The following is a 21,157-nucleotide window of genomic DNA, read 5'->3' on the forward strand; positions in this document are numbered from 1 at the left end:
CAACAAAGCGGAATGACGGCGTTCATGCATCGAAAGAAGCGATGGTTTGGGGACGCTCGCCAGGCGCGTTTGGACGACGGCCATTCTGGCCCGGCTGCCGGCGATTTAGCCTGTGCCCAGAATGTTCCGCCTGACGCGCTGACGGTACTGCCTGTGAATCGCAAAGACGGCGCTGTCCATAGCCGACCGGGGATGTTCGCCTGACGAGCAGACGGTACTGCCTGTGGGTGTGCGGGTCGGATGCCCTGACGGTTGGGAGGGCTCCCGGGCTGGAGCTTTTTTTGCTGGGCGGCAACGCCGGTTTGCGTCTGTCTCCGGTGACGAGCTGACTGCCGGGACTTCACAGGGAGTCCCGGCTTTTTGCGTTTGCACGGGACGGCATGGCTTGAACAGGTCGGGCGGCGTGGCGGGGTGGACGGGAAGCGAGGGGTCGAGTCACTGCCGCAAACAAGCGGTCAGGTCCGTGATTCGCTCGGAGACGTCAGAAAATCCCTGAGGTCGAGGCGCTGTTCCAGCCGGGCGCAGTCACACTCCACGGCGTCGATGTTGTCGTTGAGGAGCTGCACCAGACGCGCGTCGATGCGCCCGGCCCGGGCTTCCTGCCACAGGACGCCGAGGGCTTTCTCCCGGGGCAGGGCCGGCTTGTAATGACGGGCCATGGTGATGGCGTCGTAAATATCGACAATGGCGATGATGCGGCTTTGCAGCAGGATATCCGCATCCTGAAGCCGGCCCGGATAGCCTGAACCGTCCAGCCGTTCATGGTGCTGGGAAATGATGGGAAGCAGCCGCTGCATGTTTTCCGGAAAGGGAATGTGCTGCAGAATACGGTGGCTTTCAGCCGGATGGCGCTCTATTTCCAGCCGTTCCTCCGGGGTCAGGTTGCCTCGGGCAATGAGCAGGCAGGCGGTTTCTTCAGGCTCGAGCAGCGGCAAGACGGTCTTCCCGAAGCGGATCTCCAGGGCTGCGATGTGTGCGACCAGGGCGGCGTCCTCGGCTGTGACGGTACCTGCGGCGTTGATGCGGCACAGCGCTTCGAAATTGTCCGTCTGATCCTGACCGGTGGAAAGGCCGAGCAGGGCCAGGCGCTGGCCGATGATCTGCATGGCCCCGGCGGAAAGGCGGGTGGCTTTGGTCAGCACCTCCTCGCGAATGCCGATCTTGCCGACATCATGGAGCAGGCCGGCATAGAGCAGTTCTTCCAGGTCGCTCGGCGTGAACGTGACCTCTGGAAAATACGAAGCATCAAAATGAACGGTGCGGGCCAACGCGACGCCGAGCCGGGCCACCCGTTGGGAATGACCGGCGGTGAATGGATCGCGGGCGTCGATGGCCGTGGCCAAGGCCTGCATGAGGGAGTTAATGAGCGTCTGGATGGCGTCGAAATGAAGGGCGTTGCCCATGGCGATGCCGGCCACGGTGGCCAGGGTGCCGATATATTGCAGGTGGCTGGCTTCAAAAAGCATGGGAGTCGGGCCGCCAAGCACCAACATGCCGATGCAGCGACTGGCTGAAACCAGGGGGGAAAGGAGCAGGGAAGACAGCGGCGCTTCCCCGGCCCAGCGGCTGTCGGCCGGCAGATCGTTGACGATCTCGCCTTTCTGGCTGGCGCAGATGTCGCGGAACAGGGCCGAATCAGCCACCCGGTCCAGGGTGCAGGCAACGGCGTCGCCGTAGGCGCAGACCGGCGTAAAGGTCGATTCCCCGGGCACGTGCAAAAAAACCATGCCGACTTCGGCCGGCAGTTCGCCGCGCCGGCATTCATCCAGCAACGCCTGGGCCACGTCCTTGGGGCGAAGCGAACCGTTAAGGCCCAGGGTGGCCCGGTGGAGCATGGAGATTTCACGGTACTTGGTCAGGGTTTCCCCGGCCAGGGTGCGGCGCAGGGCCTCGCCGTCGATGATGGATTCCAGGCAGTCGGCCACGAACCGGGCCATTTGCGGCAGGTCTGGCCGGATGTCGTCAGTGTCGTTGGCGTCGGCGGGCGGGGTCAGAACCAAATACCCGAGCAGGGTTCCTTCGAGGCGCAGGGGTTCCAGGCGGCAGCCAGGGGGAGGGGTTTGGGCCGAAGCCTCAAGGATCGCTGCCTGCCAGCCCGGTCCGAGCATGGCCTGGGCTCGGGCGAGCAGGGGGGCCAGCGCCCGTTTCTTAAGCAGTCGTCGCAGCGCAACCATGACAGCACTACTGGTCCATCAAGGGTCAAGACGCAGCAGTTCTTTGGCCACCTTGAGCACTTCGTCCGGGTCGAAGGGCTTGGTCATGTAGCGGCTCGCCCCCAGTTCCAACCCCTGGCGACGGTCCACTTCCTGTCCTTTGGCGGTGAGCAGGACGATGCCGATGTCGGTTATGGCCGGATCGTCTTTGACCCGCTGACAGACTTCGTAGCCGTTGAGTTTGGGCATCATGATGTCCAGAAAAACGACATCGGGTTTCTGTGATTTTATAAGCGCCAGACCCTCTTCGCCATTTTGGGCAGAGAGGATGTCAATGCCAAAATCTTCTTCGAGTTCCTCAAGCGTTTGCTCAAGGAGCATTCGGATGTGCACCTCATCGTCGACGATGAGAATTTTGCCCGGCATGACCGTCTCCTTTGGGTAGCGCCAACCGATTTGAATACTAGTAAATGGTCAGGCCAATGGCAAGGTCGCACACGGATTCAGAAAAAAAACCCCCAAAAAAAGAGGAAATGGGGGCGGCGTCGTGACTGTTCAGTGATGTGAGCCGCATCCTCCACCGCAATTTCCGCCAGCTTCGGAAAAATCGAGACTGGAATCGAAGGAAAAACCGGCAGGGCCACAATCAATGGTGACCGGGCCAGCCTGGCCAAGCAACTGGGTATTCATGCAGATCGTGATGCCGGCGAGGTCCACGGTGGTGTCGGCAGCAGTGGCAGCGTCCGGGGCAATATCCAGGCGCGGGCCGGATTCGTACTGGAACGAGAGGAAAACACGCAGGACAGGACGGCTGGCGGATCCCAAAAGAGCGTCTAGGGCAGCCCTGGCCGCGTCCGTCAGCCGGATAGGATGGTCTTGGTTGGTTGCCATGCCTTTTTTTTAAGTGCCCCATCCGGCCCTGTCAACCAACTGGGGGCGCAACAAAAAAGGCCGACCCAGGGGTCGGCCTCATACGGAAGAGTCAACAGTTTGTTCGTGCGTATCAGGAGCAGCCGCAGCCGCCTTCGGAACCGCCGCCGGAGCCACAACCGCCTCCGGAACCACAGCCGCCTCCGGAACCGCAGGAGCCGCCGCCAAGCTGGAGGCTGGAGCCCACGGCAAAGCCGTAATCGGTCATGTCCACAGAAATGGGGCTGGCCTCGGCCATCAATTCCTTATCCACGACAAACGTGTAGCCGTTTAAGTCAAACACGTCGTCATTGTCGCGGGCTTCGTCCAACGCCAGGGTCAGGGACGGGCCACAGCACCCACCCTTGTTGAGATACACACGGATAGGGGTTTTCTGTTTGTCGGCAAAGTAATTGTCCAGTTCGGCCCGGGCCGAGTCGGTCAAAGAAACCATGGATACCTCCAGGCGAGAGATACCATTGGGTAATCACGCCCTATGGGATTGTCAAATAAGCCTGCTCTATGTCCAAGGTCCGTTTGGGTCGGAAAAATCAATGACGCACCCGGCAGGAATAAGGGACGCCCTGCCGGACGTAAAAAAAGGCCGGCTTAAAAAGCCGGCCTAAACAGCACATCGTATGCGCCCGGCGAACTACACCGAGCAGGAACCGCTGGAGCAGGAAGAGCCGCAACCGCCGCCCCCGCCAAGCTCCATGCTCGAGGAGACCGAGAAGCCCATGTAGGTCATGTCGACCTTGAGCGGCGAGGCCTTCTCGTAGAGTTCCTTTTCTATGACAAACGTGTATCCGGAAACGTCGAGCACCTCGTCCGCCTCGCGCGACTCATCCAGAGCCAGCGCTAACTTGGGACCTGCTCAACCGCCTGAGGACAAATAAATCCGGATAGGGGACTTTTCCTTGTCGGCAAAATACCCATCAAGCTGGGATTTTGCGGATTCTGTCAACTCAACCATGGGAACCTCCGTGGGACAAGCTCGTTTGATGCAACTAAGCATGACCGATCAGAAAGTCAAATACCATCGTCCCGGCCAGGGCTGGCGCGATTGCCAGAGTTTCCCTTTTTGCGCTAGATGGTTTGAAAGCCTGGGGGAAAAAGCCTGTGAGCAAACATAAGAAAATCATGACCGGGGGCGAGGTGCGCCGCACCCTGGAACGCCTGGCCTTTGAGATCATCGAGCGCCACGACCCGAGCTGCGAACTGGCCCTGGTCGGCATCCAGCGGCGCGGGGCGGAACTGGCGACGCGCCTTAAAACTATCATTGATTCCCGGGGCAAATGCGATGTGCCGCTGGGCAAGATTGACATCAATTTGTACCGCGACGACTGGACCACCCGCGATGTCCAACCGCAGGTCGGTCCGTCGGAACTGGCCTTTTCCCTTGATGGGAAGAGTGTTGTACTCGTTGACGACGTGCTCTTTTCCGGGCGCACCATCCGGGCCGCCCTGGAAGCGCTCTTGGACTACGGCCGACCCAAGCTCGTGGAACTGCTGGTGCTCATTGACCGGCGCGGCCACCGCGAACTGCCCATCCAGGCCGATTATGTGGGCAAGCGGGTCCATACCGAACCCGGCGAGCATGTGGACGTGGCCGTGGCCGAACTCGACGGCGAAGACAGCGTGTTGCTCGTGGACTAGGCGTCAACGCCGGAGCCATGGTCTGGGGGCGGTGCGGACGCCGCTGCCCGGGCCGCCTGGGGGCCAACTGGCGCAGAGACGGCCCGTTGGGCCGTGCCCGCGGGGAGTGGCGTGGGGTCATTGGCCTCTACGGCGCGGCAACGTGCTGTCCGCTCTCCGGCCGACAGCTGGGCCGCAGGCTGCGGGAGGGGTCCGGGGAGCCGGCGGCGCTGCCGGTCATCGGGGCGCTCGACCCGCAAACCGTGGGCGGCTGCGGGAGGGACCGGGGCGCTGACGGTGTCGGTACCCTTTCAGTGCCTCTGTACCTCTTTGGGAAGCCATTGCACGGCCCGCAACTTGTGCGTACACGATAGCCATATCCCGCCCAGGAGGCAGTACGCATGAACATCTTGGCCATTAACGGCAGTCCGCGCAAGAAGTGGAATACGGCCATGCTGCTTGGCAGCGCTCTGGAAGGTGCAGCCGCTGCCGGCGCTACAACCAAGCTCGTCCATCTCTACGACTACGACTACAAAGGCTGCATCAGCTGCTTTGAGTGCAAGCGCATCGGCGGCAAAAATTACGGGCGCTGCGCCGTCAAAGACGGCCTCAAGCCGCTTTTGGAAGAAGCCGCCGCCGCAGACGCGCTTATTCTCGGCACGCCGGTCTATTTCGGGGCGGAAACCGGGGAGATGCGTTCCTTCATGGAACGGATGCTGTTCCCGTACCTGACCTACACCCCGGGCTATGCCTCGATCTTTCCCCGCAAGATTCCCACAGCCCTCATCTACGACATGAACGTGCCGGAGGCGGCCATTGTCGAGCGGCAATACGATTCGTTTCTCGAACGCGCACGCGGGTTCATGGAACGCACCTTTGGCGCCTGCGAGATCCTTACGGCCAACGACACCCTGCAATTTGACGATTATGCAAAATATCTCTGCACGGTCTGGGACGCCGACGCCAAGGCCAAACGCCGTAAAGAGGTGTTTCCCCAGGATCTGGCCAAGGCCTACGCCCTGGGCGGCCGTCTGGCCGCCGGCCTGGGCAGCGTGTGAGAGAAGAAAAAGAGTGCCTCCGGCGGCCGGGGGCCTGAGGCCCCCGGACCCCCCAACGGGAGAAATTTGTAAAGGGGTTCTGGACGCTGGCTGGCAATTGCTCCGGCGGCCAAAGGGGCGACCCCTAGTGCATCTACGCTAACCCATTTAAATCTTTCCCATCAAGGGGGTCCGGGGGGGATTATCCCCCCCGGCCGCCGGAGGCCTGTCTTTCTCTTCCCAGTCTTCCCTTCTCTCTACGCCTGGCACCGTTTGCACACGATTTCGGTGCCGATGCCGGATCTGGTGAAGAACTCCAGGATGATGCAGTTCTCCACCCGGCCGTCGAGGATGTGGGCCTTTTCCACGCCCGCGTCCACGGCCTCCATGCAACAGGCGACCTTGGGGATCATGCCGCCTTTGAGCACGCCGTCGGCCATGGCCTGGGAGGCTTCCTTGATGTCGAGCGACGAGATGAGGGTCTTGTCCTTGTCGAGCACCCCGGACACGTCGGTCAGGAGAACGAGTCGCTTGGCTCCCAGGGCAGCGGCCATGGACCCGGCCACGGAGTCGGCGTTGATGTTGTAGGTCGCGCCGTGTTCGTCCACGCCGACCGGGGCGATGACCGGAATAAAGCCCTTGTCGAGCAGGGTGGTGATCAGCTCGGTGTTGATGCCGGTCACTTCGCCAACCTTGCCGAGGTCGATGATCTCGGGCGGCGCGTCGGTGCGCTCCAGCACCATTTCGAGCTTTCGGGCGGTGATGAGCCGGCCGTCCTTGCCGGACAGGCCGACGGCTGTGCCGCCGTTTAAGTTGATCAGATTGACGATGTTCTTGTTCACCTTGCCGACGAGCACCATTTCCACCACGTCCATGGTGGCGTCGTCGGTGATGCGAAGGCCCTGGTGGAACTGGCTGACGATGTTGAGCTGCTTGAGCATCTGGCCGATCTGCGGCCCGCCGCCGTGGACGATGACCGGGTTTATGCCGATGTATTTGAGCAGGATGACGTTTAAGGCAAAGCTCTCCTGGAGATGCTCATCCACCATGGCGTGGCCGCCGTATTTGATGACCACGGTCTTGCCGAAAAACTGGCGGATATAGGGCAGGGCCTCCAGGAGCAGATGGGCCTTGGCGTGTTCGCGGTTCATCATCGTTTCTCCGGTTGTCTAGAGAATGTAGCGGGACAAATCCCGGTCCTCGGCCACGTCGGCGAGGTTGGCCTGCACGTAGGCCGGGTCCACGACCACGGTCTGGCCGCCCTGGTCCGATGCGGCAAAGGACAGGTCGGACAGGATTTTTTCCATGATGGTATAGAGCCGCCGGGCTCCGATGTTCTCGGTCTCCTCATTGACGCGCTGGGCAAAGGCCGCCACTTCGCGAAGGGCCTCGTCGGTGAATTCCAGGGTCACGCCCTCGGTGGCCAGAAGCGCCCGGTACTGGACGGTGAGCGCGTTTTGCGGCTCGGTCAGGATGCGGTAGAAATCCTCGGCCGTCAGCGCCCGCAGCTCCACCCGCAAGGGGAAGCGACCCTGCAACTCCGGCACGAGGTCGGAGGGCTTGGAGAAGTGAAAAGCGCCGGCGGCGATAAAGAGGATGTGGTCGGTTTTCACCATGCCGTACTTGGTGTTGACCACGCAGCCCTCGACCACGGGCAGCAGGTCGCGCTGCACGCCCTCGCGCGACACGTCCGGGCCTTGCCCCCCGCCCTGTTTGCCGCAGATCTTGTCGATCTCGTCGATAAAGATGATGCCGGTCTGCTCCACGCGCTCCTTGGCCGTCTCGGACACCTTGTCCATGTCCACCAGACGGTCGGATTCCTCCTGCAAAAGCACTTCGTAGGCATCGCGCACCCGCATGGAGCGGGTCTTTTTGCGCTGGGGAAAGACCTTGGAGAACATGTCCTTGAACTGGCTGCCCATGTCTTCCATGCCCGGCATGGACATGATTTCCACCTGGGGCGAGGGGACGGACACCTCGACCGGCACCATGCGGTCGTCGAGTTTGCCCTCGCGCCAGAGCTTGCGCAGCTTCTCGCGGGTGCTCAGGGTGGAATCTTCGGGCGGCGCGGCCGGAGCTTCCAGGGACGACATCATGGGAATCGGGGCCATGCCCGTGTGGGCGGATTCGGGCAAAAGGATGTCGAGCAGGCGTTCCTCAGCCGCTTTTTCGGCTTTGACCGCCACCCGGGCCAGCTCTTCCTTGCGCACCAGACTGACCCCGATTTCCATCAGGTCGCGCACCATGGACTCCACGTCGCGGCCGACATAGCCGACCTCGGTGAACTTGGTGGCCTCGACCTTGAAAAAGGGCGAACCGGCCAGCTTGGCCAGCCGCCGGGCAATCTCGGTCTTGCCCACGCCCGTGGGTCCGATCATGATGATGTTTTTCGGCGCGATCTCCTCGCGCAAGACCGGTTCGATCTGCTGGCGTCGCCAGCGGTTGCGCATGGCAATGGCCACCATGCGTTTGGCGTCGCTTTGGCCGATGATATAATTGTCGAGCTCGGAAACGATCTCGCGCGGCGTCAGACTGGCGTGCATGGCAACTCCTCGTTAAACCCGTTCAATCGTCTCCACCACCAGACGGTCGTTGGTGTAGACGCACATCTCGGACGCTATGGCCATGGATTTTTCCACAATTTCCCGGGGGGACAGCTGGGTATGGCGCAGAAGCGCCCGGGCCGCCGCCAGGGCATAGGGACCGCCCGAACCAATGGCCGCCGCGCCGTCGTCCGGCTCAATCACATCGCCCGTGCCGGACAGCATCAGCACGTTGCCGGCATCGGCCACGATCATCATGGCTTCCAGCCGGCGCAAATATTTGTCCTTGCGCCAATCCTTGGCCAGCTCCACGCTGGCCCGGACTAGATTGCCGCCATATTCTTCCAGCTTGGCCTCAAAGCGCTCAAAGAGCGTAAAGGCATCGGCCGTGGCCCCGGCAAAGCCGATGACCACCTTGTCTTTGTACATCCGGCGCACCTTGCGCGCCGTGTGCTTGACGGCAATGGCCTGCCCAAGCGTCACCTGCCCATCGCCGGCCACGGCCACCCCGGCCTCGGTGCGCACGGCGAGTATCGTCGTTCCACGTAGTTCCATGTGTTTGTCTGTGCCTCCGGCGGGTGGGGGAGGAAACCCCTTTTTGAAAAAGGGTTTCCTCCCCCAGACCCCCTCCTTCCCCAAAAACGTTTTATGGGGGGTTACATACGAAAATTGCCCGGTTCGTCCGGCGGGCAGGGGCGGGTTGCCCGGACCGAGGCCGGCGCAGCTGAATATCAGACGGCCTTGGCTGTGGCCGTAAAAAAGAAGCGGGGAAACCGGAAAATGATCCGCCCGTCTCGTTGCTTGGGGTAGGCCTGGACCACCCGGTCGGAGACGTCGCGCGCAAAAGCGGCCTGATCCGCATCGGACAGGGCGCGAAGATACGGGCGAAGCCCTGTGCCGCGATACCATTCCATGATGTCGGCATGGGAGCCGAGCACATGGTAGTAGGTGGTCTGCCAGAGGGTGAAATCCGCCGCAAGGTCTGAGAGCAGATCGAAATACTGTCCTGGGAGCAGGTTATAAAAGATGCGCGGGTTTGAAAAAGCGCCCGACCATGTTGCTCCGGCCACCAGCTCGGCAATGATCCGGTGGATCGGTTCGTCATAATTCATGGGCGTCTGCACGGCCAGCACGCCGCCGGGGCGCAACAGGCCAAACATGTTGCGCAAGAGTCCCGGGTGGTCGGGAATCCACTGGATGCAGGCATTGGAAAAGACCACATCAAAACCGTGTTGTTCCAGGCTGCCCAGGTCCTGGCCGGCGTCGCACAGGGCAAACTCCAGGTCGGGGTGATTGGCCCTGGCGGCCGCGATCATTTCCGGGGAACTGTCGATGCCCAGGATGCGCGCCCCAGGGAAGCGTCCGGCCAGGACCCGGCTGCTGTTGCCCGGCCCGCAGCCCAGGTCGAGGACGTCTTGCGGCGCATTGCACGCGATCCTGCCCGCCAGGTCGATGGCCGGTTGGGTCCGTTCCCGTTCAAACTTCAAATATTGCCCGCTGTCCCAATCCGCCATAGCCTGTCCTTTTGCCTCCGAGAGGCGACGCCCCCATTGGGGCCGGGGAACGTCCCGCCCCGACTGTGCGCCGGTTTTGAAAGCCTGCCAGCCCGTCAAGGGACCGGGGTGATCCTCTCGGCCCGGGGCAGGGCCTCGGCCGGCGGAGCAAAGGTGGTTCCCGTCAAGCGCAAGCGCTGGCTGTCCTCGTCCGAAGCCGACCGGATTGCCAGTCAACCCCAAGAACCCTTTGAAAACGTTCCCCATTGCAGGGGTCCGGGGGGATGATCCCCCCGGTGGGGTCCGGGGCAAAGCCCCGGCCGCCGGAGGCAATTACCGCGACGGTGTCCCCAATAAGGCCTCGGCCGCACTCCGCCAGAGGGCGAAGGCCTGGGAGCCGTGCAGGTACATGCGGATTTCCCGGAGCGGCCCGTTTTCCAGGGCCTTGGCCAGGACGCCAAGGGCCAGGGGGGCGGCCAACTCGACGGGATAACCGTAGACGCCGGTGGAGATGGCCGGGAAGGACACGGTGGCCAGATTGTGTTCGACGGCCCGGGCGATGGACTCGGCATAGGCCGAGCGCAGGGCTTCGGGTTCGCCCTGGGAGCCGCCGCGCCAGATGGGGCCGACGGTATGAATGATATGCCGGGCAGGGAGGTCGAAACCGGGGGTGATGACCGCCCCGCCGGCCGGCAGACGGCCGATTTGGGCGATGATGTCCCGGCAGGCGGCCGGCAGTTTCGGCCCGGCGGCGCGGTGGATGGCCCCGTCCACGCCGCCGCCGCCGGCCAGGGCGGAATTGGCGGCGTTGACGATGGCGTCGGCGTCATCCCGGGTGATGTCGCCTTCAATGAGGCGCAGGGTGCCGTGGCCGATGGGGTAGTTTGCGGTATCGGGCATGGGGGCCTCCGATGGCTGTCTAGGGAAGGGCGGCGTTGGGTCCCATGATGCAAAGGCCGGTGGCGGCCTCGGTAAACGCCGCCTTGGCCGTGGCGGCCACGTCGGCCGTGGTGACGGCGTCGAGGGCGGCGGCGGTCTCCTCAAGGGGAATCTGGCGGTCAAAGAGCAGGATATTGCGGGCCAGGCGCATCATGCGGTTTTCGGTGGATTCCGCGCCGAGGTAGAGCAGGCCTTTTAAGTGTTCCCGGGTGTGGTCGAGTTCTTCGGCGGCCACGGCCCCGTCGGCCACGGCGGCCAGTTCGGCGGCCACCACGTCCAGGAGTTCGCCGGTGCGCTCGGGGTCCACGGCGGCCTGGATTTCCAGCAGCCCGGTATCGGACAGGCCGTTGACCCCGGCGTAGATGGAATAGGCCAGTCCGCGTTTTTCGCGCACTTCCTGAAAGAGCCGTGAGGACATATTGCCGCCAAGGAGCGTGGCCAGCAGGGTGTGGGCGAAGCGGTCCGGGCTGGCGTTGCCCACAGACGGAAAGGCCATGATGACGTGGTTTTGTTCCCAGTCGCGGAGAAGGGCGATCTTGGGCGGCGTATAGAGGCCGGCCGGCTGGGCCGGGGCGGCGGCCAGGGCGGACAGGTGGCCAAAAGCGGCGGCGGCCAGATCGGTCAGGGCCTCGTGGTCAATGGCCCCGGCGGCCACCACGGTGATGGCGTCGGGGCGGTAATTGGCCTGTCGCCAGTCGGCCAGGGAGGCGGCGGTGGCGGCCGAGACCGAGGCTGGCGTGCCGGTGATGGAATGGGCCAGGGCCGGGTTGGCCCAGGCGGCGGCCCAGAAGTCCTCGTGGATCTTCTCCTCGGGCGTCTCCTCGACCATGGAGATTTCCTGAAGAATGACGGCTTGTTCGCGGCCGAGTTCCTCAGGGTCGATGCGCGCATTGAGCACGATGTCGCTTAAAATATCAAAGGCCCGGACCAGATGGGCGTCCATGACCCGGATATAAAAGCAGGTGGCCTCGCGGGAGGTGAAGGCATTGGACAGGCCGCCCAGGGTGTCCAGTTCCTTGGCGATGGTCAGGGCGTCGCGGCGGGCGGTGCCTTTAAAGGCCATGTGCTCCATGAGATGGGCCATGCCTTCCTGGCCGGCGGCCTCGTGGCGGGAGCCGGCTTCGATCCAGAGGCCAAGGCTTGCGGTCTTGGACTGGGGCATGTGTTCGGTGACGACGCGCACGCCGTTTGGCAGGCGTGTGGCCCGGGAGTGGCTGTCGAATTCGGTGGTTTGGCGCATGGCCTGGGGCTACGGGTGTTTGGTCGCGGCGTCAAGAGCAGCGGCATATTTGCGGTACAGGCCGCGCAGCTGATGGTAGGTGAGCCCCAAAAGCGCGGCCGCCTTGCGCTGGTTGCCGCCGGCCCGGGCCAGGGCGCTGGCGAGCAGATCGGTCTCGAAAGCGGCGGTGGCTTCGGTCCAGGTGGGGGGGGGAGAAGAGAAGGCGGAAGAGGCCTCCGGCGGCCGGGGGGATGATCCCCCCGGACCCCTGCACAGGGAGAGGGGTTGCGGGGGGAGAGTGGTTGGAGGGTGGACGGCGGGCGGCTGGGGGGCGCTGCCGTCCTGGTGCTCAAAGGCCGTACGAGCCGGGGGAAAAGGGGCCGTGCGAACAGGGGAAAAAGGGGCGTGGGGGTGGGCGAAGGGGTCGAGGGTGACGTGGTCGATGCGCGGGGAAGGCGATTGGAGAACGGCGCGTTCGATGACGGTCTTGAGTTCGCGGATGTTGCCGGGCCAGGGATGGGCGGCCAGGGCGGCCAGGGCCGCGGCGGTGAAGACGGGCGGCTCGGGCCGGCCGATTTCGGCGGCAAAGCGGGCGGCAAAGCGCTCGGCCAGATAGGCGACGTCGCCCTGGCGATGGCGCAGCGGCGGAGCAAAGAGCACCGAAAAAGCCAGCCGGTCAAGCAGATCGGGCAACAACCGGCCCCGGCGCACCAGTTCGCGGGGATCGACGTTGACCGCGGCCACCACACGCACGTTGACCCCAACCGGCAGGCTGGTCCCCACCCGCTCGATCACGCCGTATTCCACGGCCCGCAGCAGCTTGGCCTGGACCGAGATGGGCACGGTTTGCAGCTCGTCCAGAAAGATCGTGCCGCCGTCGGCCACTTCAAAGCGTCCCGGCCGGCGTCGGATAGCCCCGGTGAAGGCCCCGGCTTCGTGGCCGAAGAGTTCGGATTCGATGAGCGTGCGCGGCAGGGCGGCCAGGTTGACGGGCACATACGGCCCCTGCCAGCGCGGCGAGTGGTAATGGAGGCGGGCGGCGGCCAGCTCCTTGCCGGCGCCGCGTTCGCCAACGATGAGCGCCGGCCGGTCGATGGCGGCGGCCAGGGCCACGGCTTCCATGAATTCCAGGAAGGCATCGGACTGGCCCAGGGCTTCGGCCAGCCAGGGGGCGGCGGACGGCATGGTCGGTTTCACCTCTTATGTGGCGAAAAATGCCAGAAAATGGCGAATGCTGCAAGACTTGTCTGGGGCGCTAGCGGCATAAGCCCGAAATATTGCCGATTATTTCCTGGCACGGTCCCTGCTTTATGGGCTGCGAAGGCCGCAACAAAGATGCGGCACGGAGGAACGCCATGGGAATTTTCAGCCGCTTCAGAGACATCATCCACTCCAACATCAATGCCATGCTCGACAAGGCCGAAGAGCCGGAAAAGCTCATCCGGCTCATGATCCAGGAGATGGAGGAAACGCTGGTCGAACTCAAGGCCGACTGCGCCCGCACCATGGCCCAGGCCGCCAAGATCGCCCGCGAACACGACGCCATGGCCGACCGGGCCGTGCGCTGGGGCCAGAAGGCCGAACTGGCCGTGGACAAGGGCCGCGAAGATCTGGCCCGGGAGGCGCTGCTGGAAAAGCGCGACCTCGAAGCCCGTTCCGATGTCCTGGCCGGAGAGCTGGCCGCCGTCGAAGGCATGGTCGCGGCCTGCCGTGAAGACATCGGCACCCTGGAAGAAAAGCTCGTCTCGGCCAAGGAACGCCAGCGCACGCTGCTTGCCCGCCACATGCGCGCCACCGGCAAGAAGCGGATGCGCGAAGACGTCTCCCGGGTCGATTCCTCCGACGCCCTGCGCCGCTTCGAGGAATTCGAGAACCGCATCGAACGCCTGGAAGCCGAGGCCGAACTGGCCGGTACAGTGTCCAGCCGCCGCCCGGCCGACGACGAGAGCCTGGACGCCCGCTTCGACCGTCTGGCCGCCGACGAAGACGTCGAACGCGAACTGGCCCGCCTCAAGGCCAAGCGGGTGGGGTAGTTGGCGAAACGAGGACGATGAAAGACAGAAGAAGCCTCCGGCGGCCGGGGGGATGATCCCCCCGGACCCCTGCACCTGGAGAGGCTTTTCAAGCGGACGCCGCCAACCGGCCAAGGGGCGGTAACGACAAGGACGCAACGTGCTCGAACATACCATATATATCGGCCATCTGCCGGCCCTCGTCAAAGTGCTGCTGGTGGTCGTGGCCATTGTCGCCCTGCGCGAACTGCGCCGGCGCGACGACCGCAGCCGCAGCGCCGACGACGCCGAGGCCATGGCCGTCCTGGAAGACGTCAGGAAGACGCTGGTCCGGTTGGAAGAACGTATGGACAACCTGGAAACCCTGCTGCCGGGCACGCCCGGCAACGCCGGCAACACCCGCCCGCAGCCGGGCGATCCCGACAAGAGAGGCGACAGATGAGACGCAGTGAAACGACTTCTTCCGGCCGGCGGCTCTTTCGTTCCCGTCGGGGCATGGCCCTTGGCGTATGCCGGGGGTTGGCCGAATACCTGGGCCTGCCGGTCCTGGTGGTCCGGGCCTTTGTGGTGGTGCTGTTCGTGGCCACCGGCTTTGTGGCCGTGCTTGGCTATGTGGCCTGCGGCCTTCTCCTGCGCCTGGAGCCGGTTGGCGACGAACCGTCAGGGCCTTCGGGACGGTTGCATCGCAAGGTCGGCGGGTTGTCGCGCCGGGCCAGGGATCTTGACGCGCGCATTGCCCGGATGGAATCGCATGTGACCTCCCGGGAATACGATTTCGACCGTCGCCTGCGCCGCTCCTAAGGGGCCGGGCCGCAGCGGGCTGCAGTTTGAAGGACAATGGGCCGGAATTTTCTTCGTGTGATCGATATCGGAGTCCGATATGGTGAAAGAAGGAACAAGGTTGGAAAGCGGTGCGGTTATCCGGCCGCATGGCGAAAGGCACAAAACCGGTTTCAGGAAGTGGTGCGCTGCCAGGGGCGGTGGATTTGGCGTGTTGTTGTTTTGAAAAAAAACAACACTGCCGGAATTGATGAAGGCTTTTGGCCGGAGTGCAATCTACAAAAGAGCCACTACTCTCCGTCCGTGAAAAGATATGAACCATGCTGGTTGCATAAAAGTGCAACAGTATATGGGGAATAATTACACAGTCAAACTAACCCTTGCGCCCAAACCATGGTGTTGCTAGGAAATTCTATCCCAATAAGGCCACCCCTGCCGCGAGGCAGGTCCGGAAAGCCACGGGTCTCGGAGGATGTTGCCGAGACAGCCGGGCCGCTGGGCAACACCGAGGGGGACGTGATGCGGGTTTCCATAGCGGCCAAAATTCTGGCCTTGGTCATTGCTTCCGTCGTGGCCACTGTGGCCATCATCCAGTGCGTCGCCTTCACCAGCGTCCGCAACGGATACGAGGTCATTACCGGCCAGGCTGTCCGAAGTTATTTGAATGTCTTCAACCGACAAGTGGCTGATTACAAAGAGACTTATTTGGATATGGCCCGCGCCCAGGCGACGCGGCCAAACATCATCGACGGCGTTCTGGCCGGCAATGCCGCCCGATTGCGTGAACTCGGCCAGGTGGTCCTGGCCTCCGGCAAGGTCGATCTGGTCGTTTTTACCGATGCCAAGGCCACTGTCGTGGCCCGGGCGCACTCGGACAAGGCCGGCGACAACATCGGCAATCAGGAAGGCCTCAAGCGCGCCCTGGCCGGGGAGGCCGTCAGTCTGTTCGAGCCCGGCAACACCGTGGGTTTTTCCATTCGCGCCTACGCCCCCATTAAAAAGGACGGCGCTGTCATCGGCGTGGTCATCATCGGCCAGGACGTCGCCAACAACACCGCTCTGGTCGACAGCGCCAAAAAAGACCTCGGGGCCGAGGCCACGATTTTTTACGGCGACACCCGCGTTTCCACCTCCCTTGAAGTCAACGGCAAGCGGGCCGTGGGCACCAAGCTCGACAATCCGGCCATCCTTGATGTCGTGCTGCGCCAAGGCAAGACCTACCTCGGCGACAACCGGATTCTCGGCCGTGAGTACCGCACGGCCTATGAACCGCTCAAAAACGGCGACCAGATTGTCGGCATGGTCTTTATTGGCACGGACATCTCCGAGGCCCTGGCTGCGCGCGACGCCATCATCCTGAAAATCGGTCTGGCCGGTCTGGCCGGGACGATCTTTTTCGCCGTCCTGGCCTGGCTGTTCGCCCGGCTGTTGACCAAGCCGCTTCTGGCCTGCCTGGACTTCGCCCGGGCCGTGGCCAAGGGGGAAACCGGCCGGACCCTGGACGTCAGAAGCCGGGACGAGACCGGCGTGCTGGCCAAGGCCCTGGCGGCCATGGCCGCCGACATCGACTGCCGCATGGACGAGGTGGCCAAGGCCAAGGAAGTGGCCGAGGCCGAGGCCAGGCGAGCCAGGGAAGAGACGGCCAAGGCCGACGAAGCCTGCCGCATGGCCGAAAATGCCAAGGTCGAGGGAATGCTTCACGCGGCCGGGCGCATTGAAGGCGTGGTGGAAGCGGTCACCGCCGCCTCGGAGCAGCTCGCCGCCCAGGTCGAGCAGTCGAGTCGGGGGGCCCAGGACCAGTCCAAGCAGGTGGCCGAGGCGGCCAGTTCCATGGACCAGCTCAATTCCACCGTGCTTGAAGTGGCCAAAAATGCCTCCCAGGCCGCCGATTCCGCTGATTCCGCCCGCTCCAAGGCCGAGGAGGGGGCAGCCGTGGTCGAGGCCGTGGTCAAGGGCATCGTTGCCGTGGCCGATCAGGCCCGCGCCCTCAAGGAAGACATGGGGGCGCTGGGGCGTAAGGCCGAAGGCATTGGGGCCATCATGGACGTCATTTCCGATATCGCCGACCAGACCAACCTGTTGGCCTTAAACGCCGCCATTGAGGCCGCCCGGGCCGGCGAGGCCGGACGCGGCTTTGCCGTTGTGGCCGACGAAGTGCGCAAGCTGGCGGAAAAAACCATGACCGCCACCAAGGAAGTCGGTGCGGCCATCAAGGGCATCCAGGACGGTACCCAGCAAAACGTGGCCGGCTTTGACAAGGCCGTGCAGAATGTCGAAGCGGCCACGGCCATGGCCCGCCGCTCCGGCGACGCCCTGACCGCCATCGTCGGGCTTGTCGACGCCGTGGCCGATCAGGTACGTTCCATTGCCACCGCCGCCGAGGAGCAGTCCGCCGCGGCCGAGGAAATCGGCCGGACCGTGGACCGCATCAACCGTATTTCCGGCGAAACCGCCCAGGTCATGCACCAGTCCTCCTCGGCTGTGGACAATCTGGCCGGTCAGGCCAAAGCCCTGCACGGACTCGTGCTCGACATGCAACGTGAGGGGTCGGGAAAGGCCATCGCCTGATCCCGTCCCGGAGAACAGACACATGATGGGATTGCTTTCCTCCCTGGTCGTGGCCGGAGCCGTCCTGATCGGTCTGGTCATCATGGGCGTCATTTTCCTGCTTGGCGTCCGTCTGGTGCGGCCGGGCTCTTCGGCCCCGCGCGGCGGCGATCCCGATGAGGCCCAGCTGCTCCAGGAGATCCACCGCAGCCTGGGACGCCTGGAAAGCCGTGTCGAAACCCTGGAAACCCTCGTTCTCGACGCTCGAAACAAGGGGAACGGGCCATGCGACACATAAGCGAACTGGATTTTCGCAATCTCTACCGTTCGCGCCGCGGGGCCATTTTGGGCGTGTGCAAAGGGCTGGCCGTCTTCCTCGACGTGCCGGTCTACGCCGTGCGTCTGGGCGTCGTCGTGCTCACGCCCTTTACCGGCGTCTGGCCCATGCTCGCCGCCTACCTGATCGCTGGATTCGTCATCAAGCCCGAGCCGGTGCTGGCCCCGGCTTCCGACGAAGAACGGGATTTTTACGATGATTACGTGAGCTCGCGCAAAAACGCCCTGACCCGGGTCAAGCGCCGTTTCGAGGCCCTGGAGCGCCGGGTGCGCCGCCTGGAAGATCACGTCACTTCACGGGAGTATGATTTCGACCGCCGGCTGCACCGGCCCTGACCAGGGCCAGGGCATACCGCAACGCCGGGCGCAGGAGGGCCTTGTCGCTGGGACGCGTTCCCAAATCCGCGATGCCATGCAGGGGTGACGCTATCGAGCCTCGAACCAGTCGCGGGGAGCGGACGGCGCAATGCGTCCCGGGTGCTGGCAAGACAGGTCACAAGCGGGCACTGGAACTGCTTCCGGTTGCGTCAGGGAAGACGGACAGTGTTAGGCGTTGACGGGAAGGCGTTCGCCGACTCCGCCGCTCAGCCCGCTGCCTTCGTTGATCCCTGCAGTTCCCGTTGTTGTGCCAGAAGCTCCGCCTTTTTGCTCTTGCTTCAATAGCTGGGCGTTAAGCGTTGCCAAGGTCATTGTCAGCAGATTGACTTCAGTCGCAATCGTTTTTACTTCTGGATTGTCGCTGTTCTCTGGATTCTCTGTCTGAGCAGTTCCTGCATCTTGAGTTTGTTCATCAGTCTCTTGAGACGCTTTGTCTTTGCCGCTATTGGTGTCATGTTTCGTCTTTGACATTGCGGATGCAAGACGATCTTGGGCATCTTGTAATTGTTTCTGAACCTTGTCTATTTGTTTCAAAAGTATTGCTTTTGGATCTGAAGTAGTATCGTCACTGGATTCACCGTCTGTCGCGCTTGCCTGTGCAGATAGAGTCGTGACAGATGTTGGTCCAGAAGACTCTTCCTGTTTTTTTCGAGCTTCTTCTGAGATTGAAATAGTGTCGCCACTCTCAATTTTCTCGCCAGTCTTAGGATCGTCTTTGGAAGAAGTCGTTGAGGACGTCACGCTCTGAATGGATTTCGTGGCTTCCTGGTAGGCTTGTAACGAATCGCCTTGCCAACCGTTATGTATGTTCATTTGAATATCCATATTGCCTCCTGGAATGACGAGGGGCCGCTTTGGCCTGGAATTCATTCATACTCGTTATATCGGTCGGAAACATGTATACTTTATGCGCTGAGCGCAAAATATGGCAAAAAGCAGCCATGGCAGCCAGAACTGAAGGGGTTTTCGGGTGGCGGGGCGCCTTTCTGGGACCGCCGGGCAGCGTTCTGGAGTGAAGTCAGGCTCTCCCCCGCGCCCGGCGTTGTCGGTTATGCCTGCCCGCTACCAGCGCCCAGGCATAACCGACAGCCAGCTCTCCGGAATATGCCCCCGGAAATCCTTGCCCACCTGCCATAACTTGGTCAGCCGACCCTCAATGACGATGGACCGGGGCTTGGGCCGCAGCGACTGGTAGTGCCTGGGGACCTGGAAGCGGTTGTTTTTTGACAGCACGACGTCGAGTTCCGCGTCCCGGTCGCGCACAACCAGGGCCTCGGGAAAGAAAATCGTCTTTTTAAGGCGCTGCGACATGGCCGCAAAAAGCGCGGCATGGATTGTGCTGAACGGTTCCGCCGTGTAGCGCGACGTGGGAGCCGGCACGTTCTCATTCCCGACAAAGGCGATCGGTCCGTCCGGCAGGCCGGCATACAGGGCCGGATCACGGGCATCGCCAATGCGCATTTCGCCGAGGCCAAGGGACGTAAAAAGCGCTCCCGTGCGTTCGCCAATCTGGCTGTCGAGCTCCACGCCGAAGAGCTGCGTGACGGCCACGCCGTTACGCTTGGCCTGAAACCAGGCCGCTGCCAGTATAATGCCGCTGCCCGTGCCGAGATCAAGGCCCAGAAACGGGTCCTGCACCATGGCCGGCGGCAACGGCCGATTGGCCACCGACCGGAAAATATGGGCCGTGCGCGGCAAATCCGCCAGCATCCGCAGCGGATAGGCGCTGTATTCGCCCGCCAGCGGCAGGACCTGGTCAGACTTGTCGCCCACCCACAGCTCGTAGAACTGCGCCAGCAGATCACTTATTTCTCCAAGCGGGACGGCATGATCCTGGGAACCGGGAAACAGGCAGGCATGGAAGTATTTGAGCAGGAAACTCAGGATGTCCGCATCCGCCATGGGGACGGCCGGACTGGCCAGTCGGTCGAAATCGTCCCGCAACGAGCCGGTGCGGTACAGGTCCCGGGCAATGACGGTTTCCCGACGGTCGCCGGACGCAAGAAACTTCCGCGACAAAGCAGGCGCAGCATCAAACGGTCGCGACATGGGGGCTCCTTCCTTGGATGATCGTTCAGGCCCGGCGGAAAAAAACACCGGCCAGCGTAACCCTTGCAGAATTAATGCCGTCACCTCCCCGCAGTGGTTGAGGACCTTCGCCAAAACAGGTACACGACCCGCGTGCTTACCCATACCTTCCTGCATCTTCCCGGCCTTGGCCCTTCCACCGAACGCCGCCTCTGGGACGCCGGTTTCCTGACCTGGGACGACGTTCTCGACGCCAAGGAAGCGCCGCTGGCCTCCAGCAAAGCGCCCCTGTGGCGCGATGAACTGCTGGCCTCCAAAGAGCGCCTGCAAGCCGGCGACGCCGACTGGTTCGCCGCCCGTCTGCCCCCGGCCGAGAGCTGGCGACTGTTCTTCGATTTCCGCGACCACCTCGCCTGCGTCGATATCGAAACCGACGGCACCCCCCAAAACGAGATCACCGCCGTGGCCCTCTACGACGGCAAAAATACCGCCCGGACCTACGCTCACGGCAAAAATCTCCACGACTTCACCGACGACATCACCGCCAGCAAAGTGCTCGTCACCTTTAATGGCCGCTGCTTCGACGCGCCCATCCTGACCTCCCATCTCGGCGCGAAACTGCCCAAGGCCCACATCGACCTGCGAAATGTCCTGTGCGGCATCGGCATCAAAGGCGGGCTTAAAAAATGCGAGGAACACTACGGCGTCGATCGCGGCGACCTGGCCGGCGCCGACGGCTACCTGGCCGTGCTCCTGTGGCGTGAATATGCCCGCCATGGAACGCCCGCCGTTCTTGAAACCCTGCTCGCCTACAACGCCGCCGATGTCCTGGCCCTGCCCGTCCTGCTGGCCCACGCCATAAACGAACGCCTGCGCCAGACACCCTTCGCCCACCTGTACACCCAGCCCATCCCCGCTCCCGGCGAGAATCCCCACAGCCCCGATACCGAGGTGCTGCGCCGCGTCTGGCATGACCGACGCCCCGGTTCCGGGTTCGGTTGGGGCCGGTAGCGTCAGGCTCGGGAACGGCTGTTCTCCTCGTCTCGCGAGACATGCTGCAGGCCTTGCTTTTCTCTTAAGCAGCCGAAATGCTCGTTAAGATCGTCCCCCGGCCCGGGCTGTCGGGAAAGGGCGGGCTTGACAAATGT

Annotated in this window: 23 protein-coding genes and 1 riboswitch; of the genes, 9 read left to right on the top strand and 14 right to left on the bottom strand. The window is 63.1% G+C overall.

Features of this window, described 5'->3' with window-relative positions; genetic code table 11:
- Positions 1 to 455: 455 nt before the first annotated feature.
- The 5 genes from NY78_RS03775 to NY78_RS25405 form a co-directional block, all read right to left on the bottom strand.
- Entirely contained in the window at positions 456 to 2,174 is a 1,719-nt protein-coding gene (locus NY78_RS03775; RefSeq protein ID WP_043631929.1) for an HD domain-containing phosphohydrolase, read from the bottom strand.
- A gap of 18 nt (positions 2,175 to 2,192) precedes the next feature.
- Positions 2,193 to 2,579, bottom strand: coding sequence for a response regulator transcription factor (locus tag NY78_RS03780; protein ID WP_043631932.1), 387 nt, complete (start codon positions 2,577 to 2,579; stop codon positions 2,193 to 2,195).
- Positions 2,580 to 2,708: 129 nt separating this feature from the next.
- On the bottom strand, positions 2,709 to 3,044 hold the full coding sequence (locus tag NY78_RS03785; protein ID WP_043631935.1) for a hypothetical protein: 336 nt from the start codon (positions 3,042 to 3,044) through the stop codon (positions 2,709 to 2,711).
- A gap of 112 nt (positions 3,045 to 3,156) precedes the next feature.
- On the bottom strand, positions 3,157 to 3,516 hold the full coding sequence (locus NY78_RS03790; RefSeq protein WP_043631938.1) for an IscA/HesB family protein: 360 nt from the start codon (positions 3,514 to 3,516) through the stop codon (positions 3,157 to 3,159).
- Between the two features lie 198 nt (positions 3,517 to 3,714).
- Complete coding sequence (locus tag NY78_RS25405; protein ID WP_231583746.1) at positions 3,715 to 4,035, bottom strand: IscA/HesB family protein; 321 nt, start codon at positions 4,033 to 4,035, stop codon at positions 3,715 to 3,717.
- A 146-nt stretch (positions 4,036 to 4,181) separates the two neighbouring features.
- Between NY78_RS25405 and pyrR the strand changes: the two genes are divergently transcribed.
- A complete protein-coding gene (gene pyrR / locus NY78_RS03805) occupies positions 4,182 to 4,718 on the top strand; it encodes a bifunctional pyr operon transcriptional regulator/uracil phosphoribosyltransferase PyrR (protein ID WP_269430850.1) in 537 nt (178 codons plus the stop codon).
- Positions 4,719 to 5,098: 380 nt separating this feature from the next.
- Complete coding sequence (locus NY78_RS03810; RefSeq protein ID WP_043631947.1) at positions 5,099 to 5,755, top strand: flavodoxin family protein; 657 nt, start codon at positions 5,099 to 5,101, stop codon at positions 5,753 to 5,755.
- A 236-nt stretch (positions 5,756 to 5,991) separates the two neighbouring features.
- On the opposite strand, the gene argB is transcribed toward NY78_RS03810, so the two are convergent.
- From argB to NY78_RS03845, 7 genes are all read right to left on the bottom strand, one after another.
- The gene (argB, locus tag NY78_RS03815) at positions 5,992 to 6,885 is read right to left on the bottom strand and encodes an acetylglutamate kinase (RefSeq protein ID WP_043632315.1); all 894 of its coding nucleotides are present in this window, start codon (positions 6,883 to 6,885) and stop codon (positions 5,992 to 5,994) included.
- 18 nt (positions 6,886 to 6,903) lie between these two features.
- Positions 6,904 to 8,277: an ATP-dependent protease ATPase subunit HslU gene (gene hslU, locus NY78_RS03820; RefSeq protein WP_043631950.1), complete on the bottom strand. Its 1,374-nt coding sequence runs from the start codon at positions 8,275 to 8,277 to the stop codon at positions 6,904 to 6,906.
- A 12-nt stretch (positions 8,278 to 8,289) separates the two neighbouring features.
- Positions 8,290 to 8,832, bottom strand: a complete 543-nt coding sequence (hslV, locus tag NY78_RS03825; RefSeq protein ID WP_043631953.1) for an ATP-dependent protease subunit HslV — start codon at positions 8,830 to 8,832, stop codon at positions 8,290 to 8,292.
- A 176-nt stretch (positions 8,833 to 9,008) separates the two neighbouring features.
- Positions 9,009 to 9,791, bottom strand: coding sequence for a methyltransferase domain-containing protein (locus NY78_RS03830; RefSeq protein WP_043631956.1), 783 nt, complete (start codon positions 9,789 to 9,791; stop codon positions 9,009 to 9,011).
- A gap of 312 nt (positions 9,792 to 10,103) precedes the next feature.
- On the bottom strand, positions 10,104 to 10,670 hold the full coding sequence (locus tag NY78_RS03835; RefSeq protein ID WP_043631959.1) for an O-acetyl-ADP-ribose deacetylase: 567 nt from the start codon (positions 10,668 to 10,670) through the stop codon (positions 10,104 to 10,106).
- Positions 10,671 to 10,689: 19 nt separating this feature from the next.
- Positions 10,690 to 11,949, bottom strand: a complete 1,260-nt coding sequence (locus tag NY78_RS03840) for a M16 family metallopeptidase (protein WP_043631961.1) — start codon at positions 11,947 to 11,949, stop codon at positions 10,690 to 10,692.
- A gap of 9 nt (positions 11,950 to 11,958) precedes the next feature.
- Positions 11,959 to 13,113 carry a sigma 54-interacting transcriptional regulator gene (locus NY78_RS03845; RefSeq protein ID WP_043631962.1) on the bottom strand — a complete coding sequence of 385 codons (1,155 nt, stop codon included), beginning with the start codon at positions 13,111 to 13,113 and terminating at the stop codon, positions 11,959 to 11,961.
- Positions 13,114 to 13,283: 170 nt separating this feature from the next.
- On the opposite strand from NY78_RS03845, the gene NY78_RS03850 reads away from it, so the two are divergent.
- The 6 genes from NY78_RS03850 (at position 13,284) to pspC (ending at position 17,939) form a co-directional block, all read left to right on the top strand.
- Entirely contained in the window at positions 13,284 to 13,961 is a 678-nt protein-coding gene (locus tag NY78_RS03850; RefSeq protein ID WP_043631964.1) for a PspA/IM30 family protein, read from the top strand.
- Positions 13,962 to 14,100: 139 nt separating this feature from the next.
- The gene (locus NY78_RS03855) at positions 14,101 to 14,382 is read left to right on the top strand and encodes a hypothetical protein (protein WP_047960018.1); all 282 of its coding nucleotides are present in this window, start codon (positions 14,101 to 14,103) and stop codon (positions 14,380 to 14,382) included.
- A complete protein-coding gene (locus NY78_RS03860) occupies positions 14,379 to 14,741 on the top strand; it encodes a PspC domain-containing protein (RefSeq protein ID WP_043631966.1) in 363 nt (120 codons plus the stop codon). Before NY78_RS03855 ends, NY78_RS03860 begins: the two co-directional genes overlap by 4 nt.
- A 394-nt stretch (positions 14,742 to 15,135) precedes the next feature.
- Positions 15,136 to 15,220: riboswitch (cyclic di-GMP riboswitch) on the top strand.
- Between the two features lie 19 nt (positions 15,221 to 15,239).
- On the top strand, positions 15,240 to 17,288 hold the full coding sequence (locus NY78_RS03865; protein WP_043631968.1) for a methyl-accepting chemotaxis protein: 2,049 nt from the start codon (positions 15,240 to 15,242) through the stop codon (positions 17,286 to 17,288).
- Between the two features lie 22 nt (positions 17,289 to 17,310).
- Complete coding sequence (locus NY78_RS03870; protein ID WP_043631971.1) at positions 17,311 to 17,565, top strand: envelope stress response membrane protein PspB; 255 nt, start codon at positions 17,311 to 17,313, stop codon at positions 17,563 to 17,565.
- Positions 17,553 to 17,939, top strand: a complete 387-nt coding sequence (gene pspC / locus NY78_RS03875) for an envelope stress response membrane protein PspC (protein ID WP_043631974.1) — start codon at positions 17,553 to 17,555, stop codon at positions 17,937 to 17,939. Before NY78_RS03870 ends, pspC begins: the two co-directional genes overlap by 13 nt.
- A gap of 210 nt (positions 17,940 to 18,149) precedes the next feature.
- Here the strand turns inward: pspC and NY78_RS03880 are convergent, their stop codons facing one another.
- Together NY78_RS03880 and NY78_RS03885 are read right to left on the bottom strand one after the other, a co-directional pair.
- Positions 18,150 to 18,806 carry a hypothetical protein gene (locus NY78_RS03880; RefSeq protein WP_043631976.1) on the bottom strand — a complete coding sequence of 219 codons (657 nt, stop codon included), beginning with the start codon at positions 18,804 to 18,806 and terminating at the stop codon, positions 18,150 to 18,152.
- Positions 18,807 to 19,043: 237 nt separating this feature from the next.
- Positions 19,044 to 20,030 carry a hypothetical protein gene (locus NY78_RS03885; RefSeq protein WP_043631979.1) on the bottom strand — a complete coding sequence of 329 codons (987 nt, stop codon included), beginning with the start codon at positions 20,028 to 20,030 and terminating at the stop codon, positions 19,044 to 19,046.
- Between the two features lie 132 nt (positions 20,031 to 20,162).
- On the opposite strand from NY78_RS03885, the gene NY78_RS03890 reads away from it, so the two are divergent.
- On the top strand, positions 20,163 to 21,020 hold the full coding sequence (locus NY78_RS03890; protein ID WP_043631981.1) for a ribonuclease H-like domain-containing protein: 858 nt from the start codon (positions 20,163 to 20,165) through the stop codon (positions 21,018 to 21,020).
- The last annotated feature ends 137 nt before the right edge of the window (positions 21,021 to 21,157 follow it).

The organism is Desulfovibrio sp. TomC, from assembly GCF_000801335.2.
Taxonomy (GTDB): domain Bacteria; phylum Desulfobacterota; class Desulfovibrionia; order Desulfovibrionales; family Desulfovibrionaceae; genus Solidesulfovibrio.